This is a genomic window from Candidatus Nitrososphaera sp. 86-2 (assembly GCF_056726185.1).
In genome coordinates, this window is record NZ_JBWZON010000001.1 from 1975540 (window position 1) to 1994339 (window position 18800).

At 56.1% G+C, this 18800-nt stretch carries 19 protein-coding genes; 11 read left to right on the forward strand and 8 right to left on the reverse strand.

The genetic code is table 11. The annotated features are described in order from the left end of the window. The 8 genes from hisD to ACYOR7_RS11855 are packed head-to-tail and all read left to right on the forward strand — an operon-like array spanning position 1 to position 6401. On the forward strand, positions 1-1290 hold the full coding sequence (hisD, locus tag ACYOR7_RS11820) for a histidinol dehydrogenase (RefSeq protein WP_294805356.1): 1290 nt from the start codon (positions 1-3) through the stop codon (positions 1288-1290). Then, entirely contained in the window at positions 1287-2357 is a 1071-nt protein-coding gene (hisC, locus tag ACYOR7_RS11825) for a histidinol-phosphate transaminase (RefSeq protein WP_294805354.1), read from the forward strand. Before hisD ends, hisC begins: the two co-directional genes overlap by 4 nt. Then, entirely contained in the window at positions 2357-3292 is a 936-nt protein-coding gene (locus tag ACYOR7_RS11830) for an HAD family hydrolase (protein WP_294805352.1), read from the forward strand. The genes hisC and ACYOR7_RS11830 overlap by 1 nt, the downstream gene beginning before the upstream one ends. 3 nt (positions 3293-3295) lie before the next feature. Next, positions 3296-3901 (forward strand): imidazoleglycerol-phosphate dehydratase, encoded by a 606-nt coding sequence (locus tag ACYOR7_RS11835; RefSeq protein WP_479914048.1) that lies wholly within the window; start codon positions 3296-3298, stop codon positions 3899-3901. Between the two features lie 7 nt (positions 3902-3908). Next, positions 3909-4547 (forward strand): imidazole glycerol phosphate synthase subunit HisH, encoded by a 639-nt coding sequence (hisH, locus tag ACYOR7_RS11840; RefSeq protein ID WP_366137511.1) that lies wholly within the window; start codon positions 3909-3911, stop codon positions 4545-4547. Then, on the forward strand, positions 4544-5251 hold the full coding sequence (hisA, locus tag ACYOR7_RS11845) for a 1-(5-phosphoribosyl)-5-[(5-phosphoribosylamino)methylideneamino]imidazole-4-carboxamide isomerase (RefSeq protein ID WP_294805346.1): 708 nt from the start codon (positions 4544-4546) through the stop codon (positions 5249-5251). The genes hisH and hisA overlap by 4 nt, the downstream gene beginning before the upstream one ends. Continuing rightward, entirely contained in the window at positions 5248-6066 is an 819-nt protein-coding gene (gene hisF, locus ACYOR7_RS11850) for an imidazole glycerol phosphate synthase subunit HisF (RefSeq protein WP_294805344.1), read from the forward strand. The genes hisA and hisF overlap by 4 nt, the downstream gene beginning before the upstream one ends. Continuing rightward, entirely contained in the window at positions 6063-6401 is a 339-nt protein-coding gene (locus tag ACYOR7_RS11855; protein ID WP_294805342.1) for a DUF5655 domain-containing protein, read from the forward strand. Before hisF ends, ACYOR7_RS11855 begins: the two co-directional genes overlap by 4 nt. Here the strand turns inward: ACYOR7_RS11855 and ACYOR7_RS11860 are convergent. From ACYOR7_RS11860 to ACYOR7_RS11870, 3 genes are all read right to left on the reverse strand, one after another. Then, a complete protein-coding gene (locus ACYOR7_RS11860; protein WP_294805340.1) occupies positions 6398-6676 on the reverse strand; it encodes an acylphosphatase in 279 nt (92 codons plus the stop codon). The two genes, ACYOR7_RS11855 and ACYOR7_RS11860, sit on opposite strands and share 4 nt — an antisense overlap. 64 nt (positions 6677-6740) lie before the next feature. Beyond that, entirely contained in the window at positions 6741-8090 is a 1350-nt protein-coding gene (locus ACYOR7_RS11865) for a diaminopimelate decarboxylase family protein (protein WP_479914049.1), read from the reverse strand. A 241-nt stretch (positions 8091-8331) separates the two neighbouring features. Further along, on the reverse strand, positions 8332-10503 hold the full coding sequence (locus tag ACYOR7_RS11870) for a CDC48 family AAA ATPase (RefSeq protein ID WP_366137504.1): 2172 nt from the start codon (positions 10501-10503) through the stop codon (positions 8332-8334). Positions 10504-10659: 156 nt separating this feature from the next. Here ACYOR7_RS11870 and ACYOR7_RS11875 point away from each other — a divergent pair, with 156 nt between their 5' ends. Together ACYOR7_RS11875 and pheA are read left to right on the forward strand one after the other, a co-directional pair. Next, entirely contained in the window at positions 10660-11265 is a 606-nt protein-coding gene (locus ACYOR7_RS11875; RefSeq protein ID WP_294805335.1) for an exosome complex RNA-binding protein Csl4, read from the forward strand. 9 nt (positions 11266-11274) lie between these two features. After that, a complete protein-coding gene (pheA, locus tag ACYOR7_RS11880; protein WP_294805333.1) occupies positions 11275-12114 on the forward strand; it encodes a prephenate dehydratase in 840 nt (279 codons plus the stop codon). A gap of 11 nt (positions 12115-12125) precedes the next feature. Here pheA and ACYOR7_RS11885 read toward each other — a convergent pair whose 3' ends face one another. The 3 genes from ACYOR7_RS11885 to folP are packed head-to-tail and all read right to left on the reverse strand — an operon-like array spanning position 12126 to position 14915. Continuing rightward, positions 12126-12575, reverse strand: a complete 450-nt coding sequence (locus ACYOR7_RS11885; protein ID WP_294805332.1) for a hypothetical protein — start codon at positions 12573-12575, stop codon at positions 12126-12128. A gap of 3 nt (positions 12576-12578) precedes the next feature. Beyond that, on the reverse strand, positions 12579-14012 hold the full coding sequence (gene guaB, locus ACYOR7_RS11890; RefSeq protein ID WP_294805330.1) for an IMP dehydrogenase: 1434 nt from the start codon (positions 14010-14012) through the stop codon (positions 12579-12581). A 48-nt stretch (positions 14013-14060) separates the two neighbouring features. After that, on the reverse strand, positions 14061-14915 hold the full coding sequence (gene folP / locus ACYOR7_RS11895) for a dihydropteroate synthase (protein ID WP_479914050.1): 855 nt from the start codon (positions 14913-14915) through the stop codon (positions 14061-14063). A 73-nt stretch (positions 14916-14988) separates the two neighbouring features. Here folP and ACYOR7_RS11900 point away from each other — a divergent pair, with 73 nt between their 5' ends. Further along, on the forward strand, positions 14989-15357 hold the full coding sequence (locus ACYOR7_RS11900; protein ID WP_479914051.1) for a DUF6659 family protein: 369 nt from the start codon (positions 14989-14991) through the stop codon (positions 15355-15357). Here ACYOR7_RS11900 and ACYOR7_RS11905 read toward each other — a convergent pair. Further along, entirely contained in the window at positions 15338-16369 is a 1032-nt protein-coding gene (locus ACYOR7_RS11905) for a zinc-binding dehydrogenase (protein ID WP_479914052.1), read from the reverse strand. The two genes, ACYOR7_RS11900 and ACYOR7_RS11905, sit on opposite strands and share 20 nt — an antisense overlap. After that, positions 16366-18726 carry a valine--tRNA ligase gene (locus tag ACYOR7_RS11910; RefSeq protein ID WP_479914053.1) on the reverse strand — a complete coding sequence of 787 codons (2361 nt, stop codon included), beginning with the start codon at positions 18724-18726 and terminating at the stop codon, positions 16366-16368. Before ACYOR7_RS11910 ends, ACYOR7_RS11905 begins: the two co-directional genes overlap by 4 nt. Positions 18727-18800: the final 74 nt, after the last annotated feature.

Here is an 18800-nt window from a genome sequence, read left to right on the forward strand (position 1 = left end):
ATGATAAAGGTCGTAAACGTCGCCGAGCCGGCGGCAGAGGCGGCAAAACTGCGCAAGTCTGCAGGCGCGGTCTCTGACGCGCTGATGGCGCAGGCGCGAGCGATAATGGACGACGTCCTGACGCACGGCGACCCCGCGGTTATCGATTACACTGTAAAATTTGACGGCGTGAAAATTGATTCTCTAAAAGTAACAAGACAGGAGATCAAGGACGCGTACGGCAAGGTGACAAAAGAACAGATTAAAGCATTAAAGCTAATGAAGGCGCGCCTTGAAAAAAGCGAGCTTGCAGTCCTTCGGAGGCTCAAAAACATCAAGGTAAGGTCGGAGGGCGTCTCCATAGACAGGGCAATACAGCCTGTGGCAAGCGTCGGCTGCTACATACCGGGTGGAAAGGCGAGGTATCCAAGCACGGTAGTGATGTGCGCAGTTCCGGCCAAAGTCGCAGGCGTGAAACGCATAGTGGCAGTATCGCCCCCGACAGGCGACGGCTCTATCGACCCGCTGACGCTCGTGGCCGCAGACGTTTGCGGCGTCGACGAAATCTACAAGGCCGGAGGCGCGCAAGGGATTGCCGCGCTTGCGTACGGCACTCAATCAATAAAGCAGGTGAGCAAAATAGTCGGCCCGGGAGGCATGTTCGTGACTGCGGCCAAGATAGCCGCGTCAAGCGTTGTGTCGACGGACATGGTCGCCGGCCCGACGGAGCTTTTGATATACGCCGACGCGACTGCGGACCCCAGGCTGGTAGCGATGGACCTGATCTCGCAAGCGGAGCACAGCCCCGACACGGTGTGCGGCCTCGTCACTACTTCAGAGAAACTGGCAATGCAGGTGCAGGAGCAGGCCGGCGCGATTTCATCAAATATTGCCCGGTCGGAGATCGTGAAAAAAAGCCTGTCGGAGAACGGCTTTGCCGCAATCTGCAAGGATGAAAAGGCGTGCGCCGACTTTGCAAACGAGTTTGCGCCGGAGCACTTGGAAATAATAAGCAAAAAGGCAGACGCGTTTGCGAAAAGGATAGAGTCTGCCGGGCTTGTCCTTATCGGTCCTGACGCGCCGTCGTCTGCAAGCGACTATTGCCTCGGCTCAAACCACGTGCTTCCCACGCTCGGGTTCGGCAAATCGAGGGCGTCGCTTTCCGTGCTTGACTTTGTGAAACTGGTAAACAGGGTAAAGGTGACAAAAGCCGGCCTTGCGAGAATCGACGGCTCGGTGAAAGAGATAGCGACTGCAGAAGGATTGCCAAACCACTACGAGGCGGTGAGGGCTAGGGGAAGAAGGAAATGACGGCGGTTGAAAAAGAGCTAAAGAGGATAGCAAAACTCGGCCGCTACATCCGTCCGGAAAAAATCGCCGGCGCAATAAAACTAGACTCTAACGAGAATTTCGCGCTTGACGGCGAGTTTGTATCGCAGGTAACGCAGGAGGCCGCAAGGCGCACGGACCTTCGTGAATATCCGATAGACGAGCTCGACGGGCTCTATACGCAGCTTGCAAGATACACGGGAATCAACAAAAGATACATCGGAGCAGGCAGCGGCTCTGACCAGATAATAGAGCTCTTGCTGACGACGCTTGCCGGCAGAAAGAGGAGCAGGGCAGCCGTTTTCGTCCCGACGTTTTCGTATTTCATCAACAGGTGCGAGCTGCATGGGATGACCGTTGACAAAGTCCCGCTTGACAAAAATTTCGAGCTTGACGTCGACAGGTTTGCAAAGAGCGCAAGAAAGGCAGACCTAGTGTACCTCTGCTCGCCAAACAACCCGACGGGTGGGCAGGTGCCCAGAAAGGACGCCGTGAAGCTCTTGGACAGGCTCGATGGTTTGGTGCTAGTAGACGAGGCGTACGCCGACTTTGCCGGCTACTCCCTTGCAAAAGAGGCGACAAAACGCGACAACGTCATAGTGCTTCGCACGCTGTCAAAGGCGTTCGGGCTTGCCGGCGCCCGCGTCGGCTACATGATAGCAGGACAAAAGGCAGCAGGTGTGTTCCGCTCGACGATCCAGTCGCCGTACCCTGTTAGCACGCTTTCGCTCACCATAGCAACTGGCGTCTTGGAGAGGGCAGATTTCGTGAAAAAGACCATAGAGGGCATAAAGGGCGAGCGAAAACGCGTCTTTGAAAGGCTCGCCGGAATGGACGGCATCATCAGGGTGTTCAGGTCTGACGCCAACTTTTTGTTCGTCGAAACAGGCAAGAATTATTCAACGATTGCAAAGGCGCTTGAAAAGGAAGCAATAGTGGTCAAGATGCTCGGTAGCGTCGCCGGCCACAGGGGCTGCATGCGCGTCACGATCGGCACGCAGGAGATGAACGACAGGTTCCTTGCGTGCGTCAAAGGTGCAACTGTCTGATGCAATTTGACTGCGCGCTGTTTGACATCGACGGCGTGCTCGTTGACATACGCAGGTCGTACAACGAGGCGATAAAAGAGACAGTCGATTTCGTGCTTGCTGCCAAGTCAGGGACAAAGATGCGCAGACTCGTCACCGACCGGCTGATACTAAAGTTCAGGCAGTCCGGCGGCTTTAACAACGACACCGACACCAGCTATGCGATTGCGCTTGCCATGCTTGCGAGCCGACAGCAGAAAAACGCCGCCAGCGCGCGCAGGTTTCTTTTCGAGGTTGCAGAAAACGCGGACGAGACCGGGATAGAGTCCGTCGAAAGGTTCCTCTCAGGGTACGACATTTCAAAAACTAGAGAGATGCTTGCCTACCCCGCGCCCGTTAAAGATAGCTACATCGGCAGGGTATTTGACGAGCTGTTTTACGGGCCGGCGCTGTTCAAAAAGCAGAACGGCATTGCGCCAAAATACTGCAAGGACGCAAGGCCGCTCATCGACAACGACAAGCTAGTCGTGAGCACAAAGACGATGAAAACCCTGCACAAAAAGTTTGGTGGCAACCTTGCGATAGTGTCCGGGAGAAGCAGGCTTGCCGCGGAATATTCGCTCAAGCAGGTGATAAAGTATTTCGACATCGACGCCTGCGTGTTTCTGGAGGACGAAAAGCGGGAGCATGCCAAGCCAAACCCGTACGCGGCAAAAAAGGCCATGAAAACAATGGGCGCGAAAAACGCTGTATACTGTGGCGACTCGGCGGAGGACATGCTGATGGCCCGCAGGGCGCAGGAGGAAACGGGCCTGCCCATTGCGTTTGTCGGGATCTATGGCTTTTCTCCCGAGCAGGCCAAGACGCTGAAACTTTTCAAAGAGAGGGGCGCCGAGGCGGTGGCAAAAAGCGTCGACCTTTTGCCGAAGATATTATATAAAGTACAAGCGGGTTGATGCGTGTTGGCTCCTTCTCCTGCTGTTGCAAGGAAGGCTAGGGTCGAGCGCATCACCAAAGAGACCGCAGTCACCGTAGAGGTCAACATAGACGGCTCTGGCAACACCAAAGTAAAGACAGGGCTTCCGTTCATCGACCACCTCATAACCTCGATAGGCAAGCACTCGATGGTGGACATCACACTTGCCGGCAAGTCAAACGACGAGATTGTGCACCACCTTGCAGAGGACGTGGCAATCGCCCTTGCGCAGACGATAGACAAGGCGCTGGGCGACAGGGCGAGGATAACGAGGTTTGGGAGCGCCATGGTGCCCATGGACGAGGCGCTTGCGTACGTCGCAATCGACCTGGTGAAGCGCCAATACCACAAGATGGACATCAAGCTGGAACGCGCGAGCATAGAGGGCATCCCGAGGGAAGACCTTGAGCACTTTTGCAGGTCGCTTTTGCAGGGACTGAACGCGTGCACCCACATGGTAGTGGAGTATGGCGACAACGACCACCACAAGGTCGAGGCCGCGCTCAAGGCGTTTGCGCTAGCCCTCAGGGCGGCGGCAAGCGTCGACGACAGGAGGAAAGGGGTGCCAAGCACCAAGGGCACGATGTGAGACGATGATGACAAAGATAGCGATATTTGATTACGGCGCAGGTAACCTGTTCAGCCTGAAATCAGCGCTGGAGAGAAACGGCGCAAAAAAGGTGGACATTATCTACGACATGGAGAACTTGGAAAAGTACGACGGCCTTGTGCTCCCAGGGGTCGGCAACTTTGACCCTGCAATACAGTCAATTGAAAAGGATGCGAGGCATCTCGATTCTGCCATAGAAAAGGGGATGCCAGTGATGGGGATATGCCTCGGCATGGAGATGCTGTTCAACAAGAGCGAGGAGGGCAGGCTGGATGGGCTGAAAGTGCTGGACGGTGAAGTGGTGATGCTCCCAAAAGGCAAGGTAAAGGTGCCGCACATGGGCTGGAACAACCTAAAGATAAAGAGCAAGAGCAATAGCAGGTTCCTCAGGGGCATCGAGGACGACTCGTGGGTGTATTTCGTGCATTCGTACAAGACGGTGCCAAAGGACAAAAAGCTGGTCACGGCGTCGTCTGACTATGGCACCACGGTCCCGGCAGTGGTGGAAAGGGGCAACCTCGTAGGCGTCCAGTTCCACCCGGAAAAGTCCGGCGAGGTGGGCGCAAGGATGATCAAGAACTTTCTTTCGATGTGCAGGGAAGCCAGGGCGGATAACAAGAAATGAGAGTGATCCCTGCAATAGACGTCATGGGCGGAAGCGTGGTGAGGCTGGTCAAAGGCGACGCCCAGAACAAGGTCGTCTACAGCAACGACCCGGCAGAGACTGCGAAAAAATTGGAGGCAGCCGGCGCCGACATGCTCCACGTGGTGGACCTTGACGCGGCGTTTGGCACTGGAAACAACGCAGAGGCGATAGCAAAGGTGGTGTCGGCCGTGAAAACGCCGGTGCAGGTGGCAGGTGGCATCAGGACACCGGAAGCCGCAAAGGAGGCGCTTGAAAAGGCCGCAAGGGTTGTAATTGGCACTATGGCCTACAGCGACTCCGAGGCGGTGAGAAAGCTGGCCAAAAAGCACCCCGGCAGGGTCGTAATCTCGATAGACCAAGCCGGCGGTACGGTCATGGTGAAAGGCTGGAAAGAGTCTGCCGGCATCAAGGTAACAGACGCTATATCTCGGTTTGTCGCAATGGGAGTCGAGGACTTTTTGCTAACTAGCATAGAGAGGGACGGGACGCTTGCGGGCCCCGACGTACAGACGCTTGCAGGCGCAGTCGCGTTCAGCGAAAAGGCGAAAATAATCGCAAGCGGGGGCATCTCCAGCCTAGAGGACGTGCTGAGGGTAAAGAGCGTGGGGTGCGCCGCAGTGATACTTGGCAAGGCGATGTACGACGGCAAGGTCTCTGTAGAGAGGGCAAAGGCGATAGCATGACTCTTGCAAAGCGCATAATCCCGTGCCTTGACGTGGACAATGGCCGCGTGGTAAAAGGCGTGCATTTTGCAGACGTCAAGGACGCCGGCGACCCTGTTGAACTGGCGAAAAAGTACAGCGAGCAGGGCGCTGACGAGCTGGTGTTCCTCGACATCACGGCGTCGCAGCAGGGGCGCGACACGATGAAAAACGTGGTGCGCAAGGTGGCAAGCGTGATAGACATTCCGTTCACGGTGGGCGGGGGCATCAAAAAGCTGGAGGACGCCCGGGGCATCCTGCTTTCGGGGGCCGACAAGGTGTCGATAAACACCGCGGCGGTAAAGAGCCCGGAGCTGATAAAACAGCTGATGGAGATTTTCGGCAAGCAATGCGTGGTGGTAGCGATAGATGCCAAGCGACGTTATTGCGAAGGCACTGAATGCAAAGGCAAGCACGCATTCCGGGATAAAAAAAGTGGCAGGCGCTACTGGTTTGAGGTGATGATATACGGGGGCAAGGAGGGCACGGGCCTTGACGCGATAGCGTGGGCAAGCGAGGTCGAGTCCAGAGGCGCCGGCGAGATCCTCCTGACGAGCATCGACGCCGACGGCACGGAGAACGGCTATGACATCGAGCTGACAAAGGCGATATGCAAGGCGTCCACCATACCGGTCATTGCGTCCGGCGGCTGCGGAAGCCCGCGCCACATGCGCGACGTGTTTGAAAAAGCCGACGTGGACGCGGCGCTTGCCGCGTCGATATTCCATTATGAAAAGTCGACGGTCGACAAGGTCAAGAAATACCTAAAGAGAAGCGGCGTCAGGACGAGGATATGAATCTCGGATTCCTTCCTTCTTCTGGCAACGGGCCATCATTCGAGGCGCACCTTGCAAGCCTCCAAGAGCCGGCGAAGAGCATCATGGCCGATCTACGCAGGTTCACCCTGGCGCTTGGCCCAAGCGTGATAGAGGAGGTGAGGCCGCATAGAATAGTATATGCAAAGACGCTGACGTTCCGCACTTTTCTCGATGTCGAGCCGGCAGCAGACCACCTTGTAATCGAGATCAGGTCAGGCCGCCAGTCGCCTCCAGAGCGCGTCATAGTCAAGACGCGGCAAGAGGCCGAGCAGGCGAAAAACGCGATAGCAGAAGCGTACGAAAAGATCCGCTAGCCGGTTATCTCGAAACTGGCAAATTCGCCGATGTAGGTTTCGTGTTTTACGTCGATGCTGTCGACCTTTGCAGCTGGCGGACCGTGGCGGCACCAGTCGACTACCTTTATCACGGTCGCGTCGTCTCCCTCGATTACGGCCTCTACACGGCCGTCAGGTAGGTTTCGCACCCAGCCGGTGACGCCGTGCTCTCTTGCGGTAATCTGGGTGTTTTGCCGGAAATACACGCCCTGCACCTTGCCGGTCACAAAAACATGAGCCCGCGATTTTTTCAATATGAAAGAGACAAAAAGTATCTAAAATATGATGGTTGCTCTGCCGCGAGAGGCAGGAGCCTGTTTACGCTATGTCGCCGCCCTCTTCTACAAAGAGCTGCTCGTACGTCGTCCCCTTTCTCACCAGCCTGTACTTGCCGTCGCTGTCCTTCATCACGACCGGAGGCTTGGTCTGGCAGTGGAACGGCATGTTGAACACGACCGAGTAGGCGCCCACATTGTAGAACGAGACATAGTTGCCCACCTCTGCGCCCGACACGTCGGATGCCTTTGAGAGCGGAAAGACGTCGTACGTGTCGCACAGCCTGCCCGCAAGGTGCGTGTTCTTGGCAGCAGGCGCAGCAAGGCCGGTGGTCCTGTCCTGACTGTCCACTACAGGTATCACTTCCTGCGGGTATTCCTGCTTCAACAGAGCCGCGTCAAGGAGGATGTGGTAGCCTGCGTCGACTATCACTATCTTGTGCTCGTTGTACTCCTTGGTGTTCACTATCCTCGATACCAGTATCGACGACTCGGCCACTAGAAAGCGGCCCGACTCTATCATCAGCGTGAATATGCCGTGAGTCTCTGCGAGCTGGTTGAGCCGGGCAAGGTGGTTCTGGGCCATCTCTGCAGGCGTCGGCACGGGGTCGTTGTAGAACACGGGCGTCCCTCCGCCGATGTCAAACGTGTTTACCTGGAAGTTCGGGTACTCCTTCTTCATCTTGGTCATGAACGCGTCCATCTTGTCCAGCGCGTGTGTGTAGCAGGAAAAGTCAGTTATTTGCGAACCTAGGTGGAAGTGGAATCCCTCGAACTTTAGCAGGTCGCTCCCCATCAAGTATTTTACCATCTTGGTCGCGCTGTCGATTGTGCCGCCGTTGAACGGGACTCCAAACTTGCCGTTCTTGTATGATGCGCGCACCTTGGCGTCGGTCGCAACTTCTGGGTTGACCCTTATCATGGTCAGCGGGCGAACGCCCACCTGGCCTGCTGCAAGCGCGAGGTTCATCATGCCCTTGTGTGAGCTAACTACAACCCTGCGCACGCCGCTTCTCAGCACCTCGGCGTACTCTTCCGGCTCTTCAGTCACGCTGGTGTAGATGATGTTCTCTGGGTCAGCCTTGCACTGCTTGATAAAGTGGAGCTCGCCAAGCGACGTGAGGTCGAACGTGAGCCCATCCTTCATGAAGGCGCGAACTATGGCTGGCGAAAAGTTGGCCTTGATAGAGTACGCGACTTTTACCGGGCCCTTGAACTTTGAATATGCTCTTTGGAGCTCGCGGGCTTTTGCGTGCAGCGTGTCCTCGTCTACTAGGTAGAGTGGAGTGCCATACTGCGCCACAAGGTTCTTTACGTCTAGTGGAGTTGCAAAACGGTTCAGCAGTGCGGAGGTTTGCTTTGGTACAAGTTGGATTTGGGTATTCTCTGCCAATTCTTGTTAATTCTATCATTATCAATAAACCATTACTTTAAAAACATTACCCCGAAATTTCGCCGGAAAAATCCGCGCCGGCGCGCCGGAAAATATTTTCTGGCAAAATTTTTTCGTGGCAAGCGTGATCCGCGCGGCAGGAATTTTTCGCGTGGCAAAAAAATATTTTTTCTGTGAAAAACAAAAATGAAAAAAGGAAAAAGAAAGGAAAAAGCTTGGGTGCGCCGCACTGACTGACTGATTAGCGGTAGTACGGCACCGTTACCTTTTCGCCGCCCACCTTGCTGTCGCGCTGCGTCTTTATCTTCTTGATGGCCTCTTCAAAGTGGCGCATCATCACGTGCGCTTCTGCAGCGTGCTTGGCAGCCTCTTCCGGCGTCGGGTATTTCGCCAGGTACTCGTGTAGCACGAGTGACACCGCGGTGTTGACCACCGAGCCCGTGTCGGCTCCGCTAAAGCCGTCCGTCAGCTCTGCTACCTTGGCAAGGTCCACGTCGGTGCCAATGGGCTTTTTCTTGGCGTGGATTTCCAGTATCTTGAGCCTCGTCGGCTTGTCTGGCATCGGCACGAACACTATCTTGTCGAACCTTCCGGGGCGCAACAGCGCCGGGTCGATGATGTCGGCCCTGTTCGTCGCCGCAATGACAACAACGCCGGAAAGCGCCTGTATGCCGTCAAGCTCTGTCAGCAATTGTGATACTACGCGCTCTGTGACCATGCTGTCGCCTCCCATTCCCCTCGTCGGGGCGATAGAGTCGATCTCGTCAAAGAACACGACGCAGGGCGCGGCCTGCCTTGCGCGCCGGAATATCTCGCGGATGCCACGCTCGGATTCTCCGACCCACTTGCTCAGCAGTTCCGGACCGCGGACGCTGATAAAGTTAGCCTCGGATTCCGTCGCCACAGCCTTTGCAAGCATGGTCTTGCCAGTGCCCGAGGGACCGTGCATCAGTATGCCCTTTGGCATGGTGTGTCCAAGCTTTGTGTACAGGTCGGGATAGCGCAGTGGCCATTCCACTGCCTCCTGAAGCTCGCGCTTGACCTCGTCGAGTCCGCCGATTGCAGTCCACGGGATGTCGGGCGATTCCAGGTAGACTTCTCTCATGGCAGAAGGCATTACCTCCTTGACTGCGTTCTCAAAGTCTGACATGGTCACGATGAGCTTGTTGAGCACGTCTGGCGAAAGCTTTTCGTCTTCTAGATTCAGCTCTGGCAGCAGCCTGCGGAGGCACTTCATCGCAGCCTCCTTGCACAGATATTCCAAGTCTGCGCCGACAAAGCCGTGCGTGATGCCGGCAATCTTGTCCTGGTCCACGTCGGTTTCAAGCGGCATGTTGCGGGTGTGTATCTGGAGTATCTCTAATCTTCCGCGCTTGTCTGGGACTTTGATCTCGATTTCCCTGTCGAATCTGCCGGGCCTCCTGAGCGCAGGATCAATTGCGTTTGGCCTGTTGGTTGCTGCGATTACAATTACTTTGCCCCTTGCCTCAAGGCCATCCATCAGCGACAGCAATTGCGACACAACACGCCTTTCGACCTCGCCGGTCACCTCTTCCCTCTTTGGAGCTATAGAGTCGATTTCGTCGATGAATATGATTGACGGCGCCTTTTCCTTTGCTTCCTTGAATATCTCTCGCAGTCTAGCCTCAGACTCGCCGTAGAACTTGCTCATGATCTCCGGGCCCGAGATGGAGATAAAGTGCGCGTTGCTCTCGTTTGCCACCGCCTTGGCAAGCAATGTTTTACCAGTGCCGGGTGGACCATAGAGCAGTACGCCTTTTGGCGCCTCGATGCCCAGTTTCTCGAATATCTCGGGGTGCCTGAGCGGAAGCTCTATCATCTCGCGGACCTTCTGGATCTCTTCCTTCAGGCCGCCAATGTCCTCGTACGTGACCTGTGGGACGCCCCTCATGGTCTCGCCTTTCTCAGCAATATGGAATATCGTCTTTTGAGTTACAAGTACTGCATCTGCTGCCGGCGTCACGCCGATCACCTGGAACGTCAGCCTGCCGCCAAAGTACGGCACCATCACGTTGTCGCCCTTGATGAGGGGCACGCTTTCAAGCGCGTCTGCGAGGTAGCGCTCGTCTATCGGAGGAATTGCCTCCAATGGCGCGACTATGACCTTCTCTGCGGGAACTGCCTTGATCTTCTTTACAGTCACGGTGTCACCAATGGCAATGCCGGCGTTATTCCTCACAAGGCCGTCGACGCGGATTATGCCCTTGCCTTCATCAGACGGGTAAAGCGGTAAGCATTTGGCAACCGTCCTGCGCTTGCCCCTTATCTCAATAACGTCGCCAGTTGATGCACCCAGAGAGTCCATAGAGTCGTAGTCGATCCTGGCTACTCCCCTGCCAACGTCTCGGGTATATGCTTCAAGAACCTTCAAGGATAGAGTATTCTGGCTCACACTAACACCTTGACGATACTGCTCTTTATACCTTTATTATCTTTCGCCCACCACTCTCTGTAAGAAACGCACAACCTTTCAAGCAGGGATTGTAAAATTTTTGCATGTTTTGCACCCATAAACAGTTATAACTTGCCCCGCGCAAGCTGCATCGAATTGAGCAAGGAGAATAATAACAATAGCAATAATAAAGTCATACTGCCAGGCGAGCAGGTCGCCTCCATCGAGGAGTTTGAGGGCGGCAAGAACACCTACCTGACAGAAGACGGCACGATAAGGTCGGCCGCAATAGGCACCAAGGCGCTGGACCTGAAAAGGCGCATAGTAAAGATAGAGCCCAAAAACGCGCCTATGATGCCCAAGATAGGCGACATACTGGTCGGCTATGTGGAGATGATATTTGCCAGCATGATATCCGTAAAGGTGCTGTACATAAACGGGACAAGGTCCAAGTCGGGGTTTGCGGCCATTGCGTCCATGAGGGTCGGGAGCAGCCGGGACAGGCGTGAAAGGCCGATTTTTCGCACCGGCGACATCATCCGGGGCAGGGTGATGAGCCTGCTAAACTCTACCGTGCACATGACCATTGCGGAAAGGGAGTTTGGCGTTCTTTACACCACCTGTTTCATGTGCGGTGGCGACACTGTCAAGGTGAACGACACGGTCAAGTGCATTGAGTGCGGCGCGTGGGAGCCCCGCAAGCTGACAAACGACTACGGCAAGGAGACGTTCAGGCAGATATTCAGAGCAGGCGGCAAGTAGGTAGACTCGATGGCTGCCGGCGCAAGCGTCGCCTTCCAGGGGGAACGCGGGGCATTCAGCGAGATGGCCGCACTCCAGTATTTCCCCGATGGCGCCAGGCTTGTACCGTGCAAGTCGTTTGCAGACGTTTTTTCCGCGGCCGAAAAGAAAAAGGTCGCCTTTGCGGTAATCCCGGTCGAGAACTCGATAGAGGGAAGCGTGCCTGAAGTATACGATTTGCTGCTGCAGACGCGGCTAAAGGCGACGGGCGAGGTCTACCACAGGGTGCGCCACTGCCTCATCGCCAACAAAGGCGCCAGCATCAAGGAAATAAAGCGCGCGTACTCGCACCCGCAGGCGCTGGGCCAGTGCAGGCAGTACCTGCAAGGGAAAGGGATAGAGCCCGTGCCGGCGTACGACACTGCCGGCTCTGTAAAGATGGTAAAGGAGATGGGTGCAATGGACGCGGCGGCTATAGCAAGCCGGCGCGCGGCCGAGCTGTACGGCATGGAGATACTGGAGGAGGGCATCGAGGACAGGAAGAGCAACTATACCCGCTTTCTCGTCCTTGCGCCGGCTGACAAGGGCATCAAGAAAAACGGCCAGCAACAGTACAAGACGTCCATCATATTTTCGGTCAAGCACGTGCCGGGCGCGCTCTTTGGCATCCTCGGCGAGTTTGCGATAAGGAACCTGAATCTGACAAAGATAGAGTCGCGGCCGACAAAAGAGACGCCGTGGGAGTACAACTTTTACGTCGACTTTGAGGGGCACGCTTCTGACGCGGCGGTAAAGCAGGTGCTAAAAGCAATGAAGGGCAAGACGTCGTACCTGAAAATCGTCGGCTCGTACAGAAAGGCCGAATTCTAACCTAACTTAACCTAGCGGCCCCGGAACCGAAGGGCAAGGCCGATTACTACGATTCCAGTCACCGCCAACATGAGCGCGCCTGTGAGCTCCAGCGAGCTGCCCTTGGTCTGCGCCGTGCCGGTTATCTGCACGTCCTGGCTTCCAGTGTTCAGCGTTGTTATCGTGTACTGGCCTGCCTTGGTCGCTGTGAGCTCGTACGTAAAGTTGGAAACGCCCTTCTGCGAAGCGATCACGCTATCGTCGGGATCTTTGACCTCAATGTTGAAGGTCGACCCTTTTACCTGCATCGACGCAGTATTGCCGACGTTCATATCCGGCGTCAGCTTGTCTGCAAGGCCCGGCTTTACCGTGCCGTCGAGGGACACGGCGACTGCCGTGTTTGCATAGATGCTTGCGGCAAGGCCGATGACGATAAAGGCCGCGCCGGCGCCAAGCATCGCGATAAACGTCTTGGCGGCCATCCGTTACATCACGTCGACGTCGTGGGGCTGGCTCTCGATAAATCCGGCGCCGGTTATCCGGATAAACTCGGCGTTTCTTTGCATTTCTGGGATGGACTTGGCGCCGCAGTAGCTCAGGCCGGAGCGCAGGCCGCCGGCGAGCTGGCGCACAATCTCAACCACGCTCCCCTTGTACGGAACCATGGCCTCGACTCCCTCCGGCACATAGTCGTTGAGGTCGTCGGAATCCACGACCTCCGGGCCCTCCTGGCGGTACTTGCGGCCGAGCGACGCCATGTAGGACGCCATGCCCCGGTACATCTTGTATTTCTTGCCGTTCTTGACGAGCGTCTTGCCGGGGCTCTCGTCGGTGCCCCCGAACATGCTTCCTATCATCGCGGACGATGCGCCAGCCGCCAGCGCCTTTGTAAGGTCGCCAGAAGTACGTATGCCGCCGTCAGATATGACCGGAATGTCGAATTCTCTTGCCGCCTTTACCGCGTCAATGACAGCGGTGAGCTGCGGCACGCCCGAGCCGGTAACGACCCTCGTGATGCAGATAGAGCCAGAGCCGACTCCGACCTTGACAGCGTCAACTCCTGCCTTGATGAGATCGCGAGCGCCGTCGCCCGTCGCCACGTTGCCTGCTATCAGGTCGCAGCTCGGAAAAGCCTTCTTTATCATGTGCACGGTGTTGAGCGCGTTCTCGCTGTGGCCGTGCGCAATGTCTACGACAATCGTGTCTGCGCCTGCCTCCAGCAGCGCCTCCGTGCGCTCTAGATAATCGCCTTTTACCCCGACTGCCGCGCCCACCAGGAGCTTGCCCTTCTTGTCCTTTGCCGCGTGCGGGTATTCGTCCATCTTTAAAATGTCCTTGCTTGTTATCAGGCCGGCAATCCTGCCCTTTTCGTCCACCAGCGGCAGTTTCTCTATGCGGTGCTTGTGCAGCATCTCTTTTGCCTGCTCTATGGTAGTGCCCGCCTTGGCTGTTATGACATCCTTGGTCATCAGCTCCGACACCTTGCGCTTCATGTTTTTCTCAAACGTAATGTCGCGCCTCGTGATGATCCCGGCGAGTTTTCCCCCGTCTTCCACGAGGAGCCCGGAAACGCCGTACTCGGCCATGTGCTTGTACAGCTCTGCCACGGTAGTGCTTGCCTTTACGGTGTACGGCTGCTCTATCACCACTGATTCGGACCTCTTGACCTTCAATACTTCGTCCACCTGATCCTCAATGGTCATGAAGCGATGAATGATCCCGATGCCGCCCTCCCGTGCAACTGCTATTGCCATGTGGGACTCTGTCACCGTGTCCATGTTGGCCGAAATGAGCGGTATGTTGAGGCTGATGTTGCGCGACAGCTTGGTCTTCAGATCCGTCTGCGACCTTGAAACTATAGGCGAGCGTTTAGGAACGAGAAGAACGTCGTCAAACGTCAGACCTTCTCTAAAATCCAAGTAATCCCTTGATGTCTAGTTGCCTAGAAGCATTATAAGCGTTACCAGCTAGCGCCGGAGAAGCTCCAGCACCGTCAGCGCCTGCACGGTCTCTCTTACGTTATGAGTCCGCACGAGGCTTGCGCCGTTTGTTGCTGCAATCACCTCGCACGCGACAGATGGGACCAGCCTTTCTTCCGCTTTTGGCAGGTTGAGGAGGTGTCCGAGAAACGACTTTCTTGAAACCGAGATGCAGACAGGCGCAAGCGCGGCAAGCTTGTCCAAGTTTGACAGCACTTGCAGATCTCGGGCATACCACGGCATGTCGGTCATTTTCGTGAAAAACGGGTTCTTGCCCTCGGCGCGGAAAAAGCCGATGGACGGGTCGACTATCATCGCTTCTTTTCCGACTCCGGCCTTTTCTGCCAGCGCGATGCTTTCCTTCAATGCCCGGACTGTGCCTGCAACCCTGCCTGAGGCAGATTTTTTGCTGTAAGCGCCGATTATCACTGGCAGGCCCGCGCTGGCAACGGCCTGCGCCATTCTTTTGTCGTATTTCAGACCCGTGACGTCGTTTATCGCGTCTGCGCCAAGTTTTGCGGCAGCTTCGGCGACCTCTGCCCTCGGCGTGTCCACTGAAATGGGCAGGTCACAGGCGGATCTTGCCGCCTCCATTGCGGTTTTCAGCCGCTCGATTTCTTGTTCAACTGAGATTATCGTGTCAAGGTACGGCGCAGTCGACATTGCCCCGATGTCGATTATGTGCGCGCCGGCGTCCTGCATCTCTTTTGCGGCCCGGGCAATTTCGTCAAAGCCTGTCCGGACGGAGCCCTTGAAGAACGACTCGGGGCTTGCATTGATTATGCCCATCACCTTGACATGGCGACCCTTGCCGCCTACTTCCACCTCGCCGACCCTTGCCAACAAGTCCAGTGCACCGGTCGTGCCTTAAAAGCTGTGGCAAAAGTTTGAAAAACAAGCTTCACTATACATCGCCATGGATTTTGCAAAGATTTGCGACCAGGTGTTTGCACTTGAAGACGACATCAGGTACGCCGGCGTCATTGACGACATGGGCGCGCTCGTGGCCGGTGGCATGAAAAAGGGCATCGACTCGCTGACAGACCAGTCAAACGAGGAGCTTTACCTTGCGCAGACTGCGCTCCGCAAGTCCATGAGGCAGAGGTTCGACGGCGCGCTTGGAAGGGCACGCTTTGCCTACGTAGAGAGGGACAGGGTCTCCATCCTGACGTTCTACATGGCAGGCCACACACTTGTCGTAACACTGGAGCCCAACATCGACTCGCACACGGCCATGGACATTGCCAAGGACACTCTGGACCTGCTCAACGGTGGCGGCAGTTAAGCAGGATCTTGCCGGCGTGCAGGCCCTTTTCCATCCTGTCCTGCGCCTGCGCCGCTTCCTTTAGCGGAAAGACGGAATCGATTACTGGCTTTATTTTCTTTGCCTGTACGAACTTTAGCAGCTGCAACAGCTGCGTCTTTGTACCCATCAGCGCGCCAGTCATTGTCACCTGCTTGCTGTAAAACATCCGCACGGGGACGGTCGCGTCATTTCCCGATGTCATGCCGCATACCGCCATCCTGCCGCCCGGCTTTAGCGACGCAATGCTCGCCTGCCAAGTCGCCGCGCCCACATGGTCGACGACAATGTCCACACCGCCGAGTTTCGTTACCTCATCGGCGGTGTCCTTTGTTTCATTCCTGTCTATCACGTGGTGGGCACCAAGCTTGCTTCCGAATTTCGCTTTTTCAGGCCCTGCCGCAGTCGTGATTATTGTCGAGACGCCGAGCTCGCGGGCAAGCTGGATGGTTGCCATGCCGACTCCGCTTGTCGCGCCGTAAACGAGGAGCGATTTTCCTTTTTTCGCGCCGTTTGCGGACAGCATGTTCCACGCCGTGAGGTACGAGACTGCAAGCGTCGCCGCGGTCTGAGAATCCATCCCTTTTCCAAGCCGGATAACGTTTCCTGCCGGCACTGCCACCTGCTCGGCGTACCCGCCGTCGTAATCGCTCGTCCCGCCAATGATTGCAAACTGGCTGCAGAGGTTTTCGCGTCCTGCGTTGCAGTGCGCGCATTTCCCGCAGCTGGCGCCGGGGTATACCATGACGCGCTCGCCGGCTTTGAAACCGGCGACACTTTTCTTTACGGTGCCGACGATGTCGCAGCCGCAGATATGCGGGAGCTTTATCTTTTTGCCAGTCGTGCCCGCCCTCGTCCAGATGTCGAGGTGGTTCACGCCGCAGTACTCTACTTCTATCACGACCTGCCCCCTCGCCGGCTCGGGTTCCGGGAAATCCTCGTATCTCAATACATCGACAGACCCGTGCTGGTAAAAGGGCACCGCCTTCATCATTTTGAGATCAGCTTGTGCATTGATGTAAGGTCTGCCGCAAACGGCGCCAGCTCTTCAGGCACTGCTATTTCAATCGGGTCCTTGAGCGACATTGGTTTTCCCGTCTCCTTTGACACGGTCTCTTTCTTTTTGTTCCACACCTGCGAGTTAAAGTCAGTTATCGCCTTTGTGTATTTTGCAAGTTCTGCGTCCTTGCCTTCTTTGGCGGCCGGCAGCTGCTGGTGGTGGATGCTGCTCTTTTTTTCTGAATACATCTTGCTCCACAGCTCCTCTGAGATGAACGGCGTCATCGGCGCAAGCAACAGCAGGATTGTGGAAAACACCCTGTGCAACGTGTAGAGCGCCGAGGCGTGGCCCTGCTGGTTGGAATCGTACGCTCTGCCCTTCACCATCTCGATATAGTGGGCGGCAAAGACGTTCCATGTAAAGTCGCGGATCGCGTTTGCAGGCACGAAAAAGTTATAGTCGTCATATCCGCGCCTGCATTCTTGTACGAGTTTTGCAAGCTCGGCAAGTATCCACCTGTCAGACGCCTCCAGCTTTTGCGGCTGCTCTTTCACAATGTCAAACGACGAGAGGAACCTGCCCACGTTCCACAGTTTCGACAGGAACTTTTGCGAGCCGGCAATGCGCTGCTCGGAGCAGCGGAAATCGTAGCCGAGGTTGGCCTCGCTTGCCGACCAGAACCGGAACGTGTCGGCGCCGTACTGCTGGATTACCGGGAACGGGTCGATGACGTTTCCTTTGCTCTTGCTCATCTTTTCTCCTTTTTCGTCGACGCCATAGCCCATTATCCACGCGTCGGTCCACGGCATCTTGCCCGTCAGCTGCACGCACCGGAGCATCGTGTAGTGGAGCCACGTCCTTATGATGTCCTTGGCCTGCGGCCTAAGCGCCATCGGGTACGCATAGTCAAACAGCTTTTTGTCCTTGCCGAACTTTGTCACATAGAGCGGGCTTATCGACGAGTCCATCCACGTGTCAAACGTGCGGTCCTCGCCCGTGAATTCCGCATGGCCGCACTTGGGGCACTTTTCAAAGGGTGGGCTTTCTTTCCAAGGCCGGTAGTATTTCCCCGGCTCTGGCAGGAGCGGTGACTTGCAAGAGTTGCAGTACCATATCGGTATCTCGGTGCCGTAAAAGCGCCTCCTGGACACCGGCCAGTCGATTGCGACAGAGTCTAGCCAGTTGAGCAGTATCTGCCTGTGCATCTCGGGGTGGAACTTTAACTGCATTGCAAGGTCGCGCAGCTGCGGCACATAGTCGAGCTGCTTTACATAATAGTCGTGCAGGGGAATGATTTCAATCGGCGTCTTGCTGCGTTCGCACAGGGGGGTCCGGTGCATGATGCTCTCTTCCTTTTCAACCAGGTTTGCGGCTTTCAGGTCCTCAATAACCTTTGTACGGGCCTGGTTGACGCGCAGGCCGGCGTACGCGCCGGCGGCCTCTGTCGTTATGCCGTTTTCGTTGAGCGCCACAATCTCCTTCAGGCCCAGTTCGCGGAACACCTGCACGTCGTTCTGGTCGCCATAGCTGCACACCATCACGGCGCCAGAGCCGAATTCCGGCCTTGCAGAGTGGTGCGTCTTGACTGGCACCTCCCTGTTGTATAGGGGCAAGACGACGCTCTTGTTCTGGTAGTCAAGGTAGCGCTCGTCCTCCGGGTTTACTATCACTGCCTGGCACGCAAAGAGAAGCTCTGGCCTGGTGGAGGCGATTATTATCTGGTCGTCGGAATTATTTGCGATCTTGAACTTCATGTGCACCAGCTTTGTAGGCAGGTCGTCGTGGATTATCTCGGCGTCTGCTATCGTGGTGCCGCAGTCGGGGCAATAGTTGTTGGGCCTGTTTGCCAGGTATACCAGCCCGCGCTTCCACAGTTCGATAAATGTGGCCTGCGTCAGGGCGCGGTACTCGTCAGAGTCGGTGCGGTAATAGTGAGAAAAGTCGCCGGAAAGCCCCATGTTCTTCATTATCTGCAGCATCTCTGCCTCCAGGTCGTCAAGCGCGCCCTTGCAAAGGTCGAGGAATTTCTGCCTGTCCATCTGGCGCATCCGAACCTTGTACTTTTTCTCGGTGTAGATCTCCACCGGCAGGCCGTTCCTGTCGATGCCTATGGGAAACAGCACGTTCTTGCCGGACATCCTTGCGGTCCGGGCTATCATGTCTATCTGGGCATAGTGCGCGGCAGCGCCAATGTGCCACGGCCTGCCCGACGGGTACGGGGGCGGCGTGTCTATTGCAAAAGCCGGCTTTTCGTTTATCTCAAAGCGGTACGTGTCCTCGTCCTGCCACCTCTTTAATATCGCGCTTTCAATCTCGTGGTTCCACGACTTGGTCTCTATCTTGGGTTCCATTGACCGGCCTGCCTAGGTGTGGCGCCCGATACCGTTATTAACGTTGAGGCGAGTCTGGCCAGACCAGAAAAGAT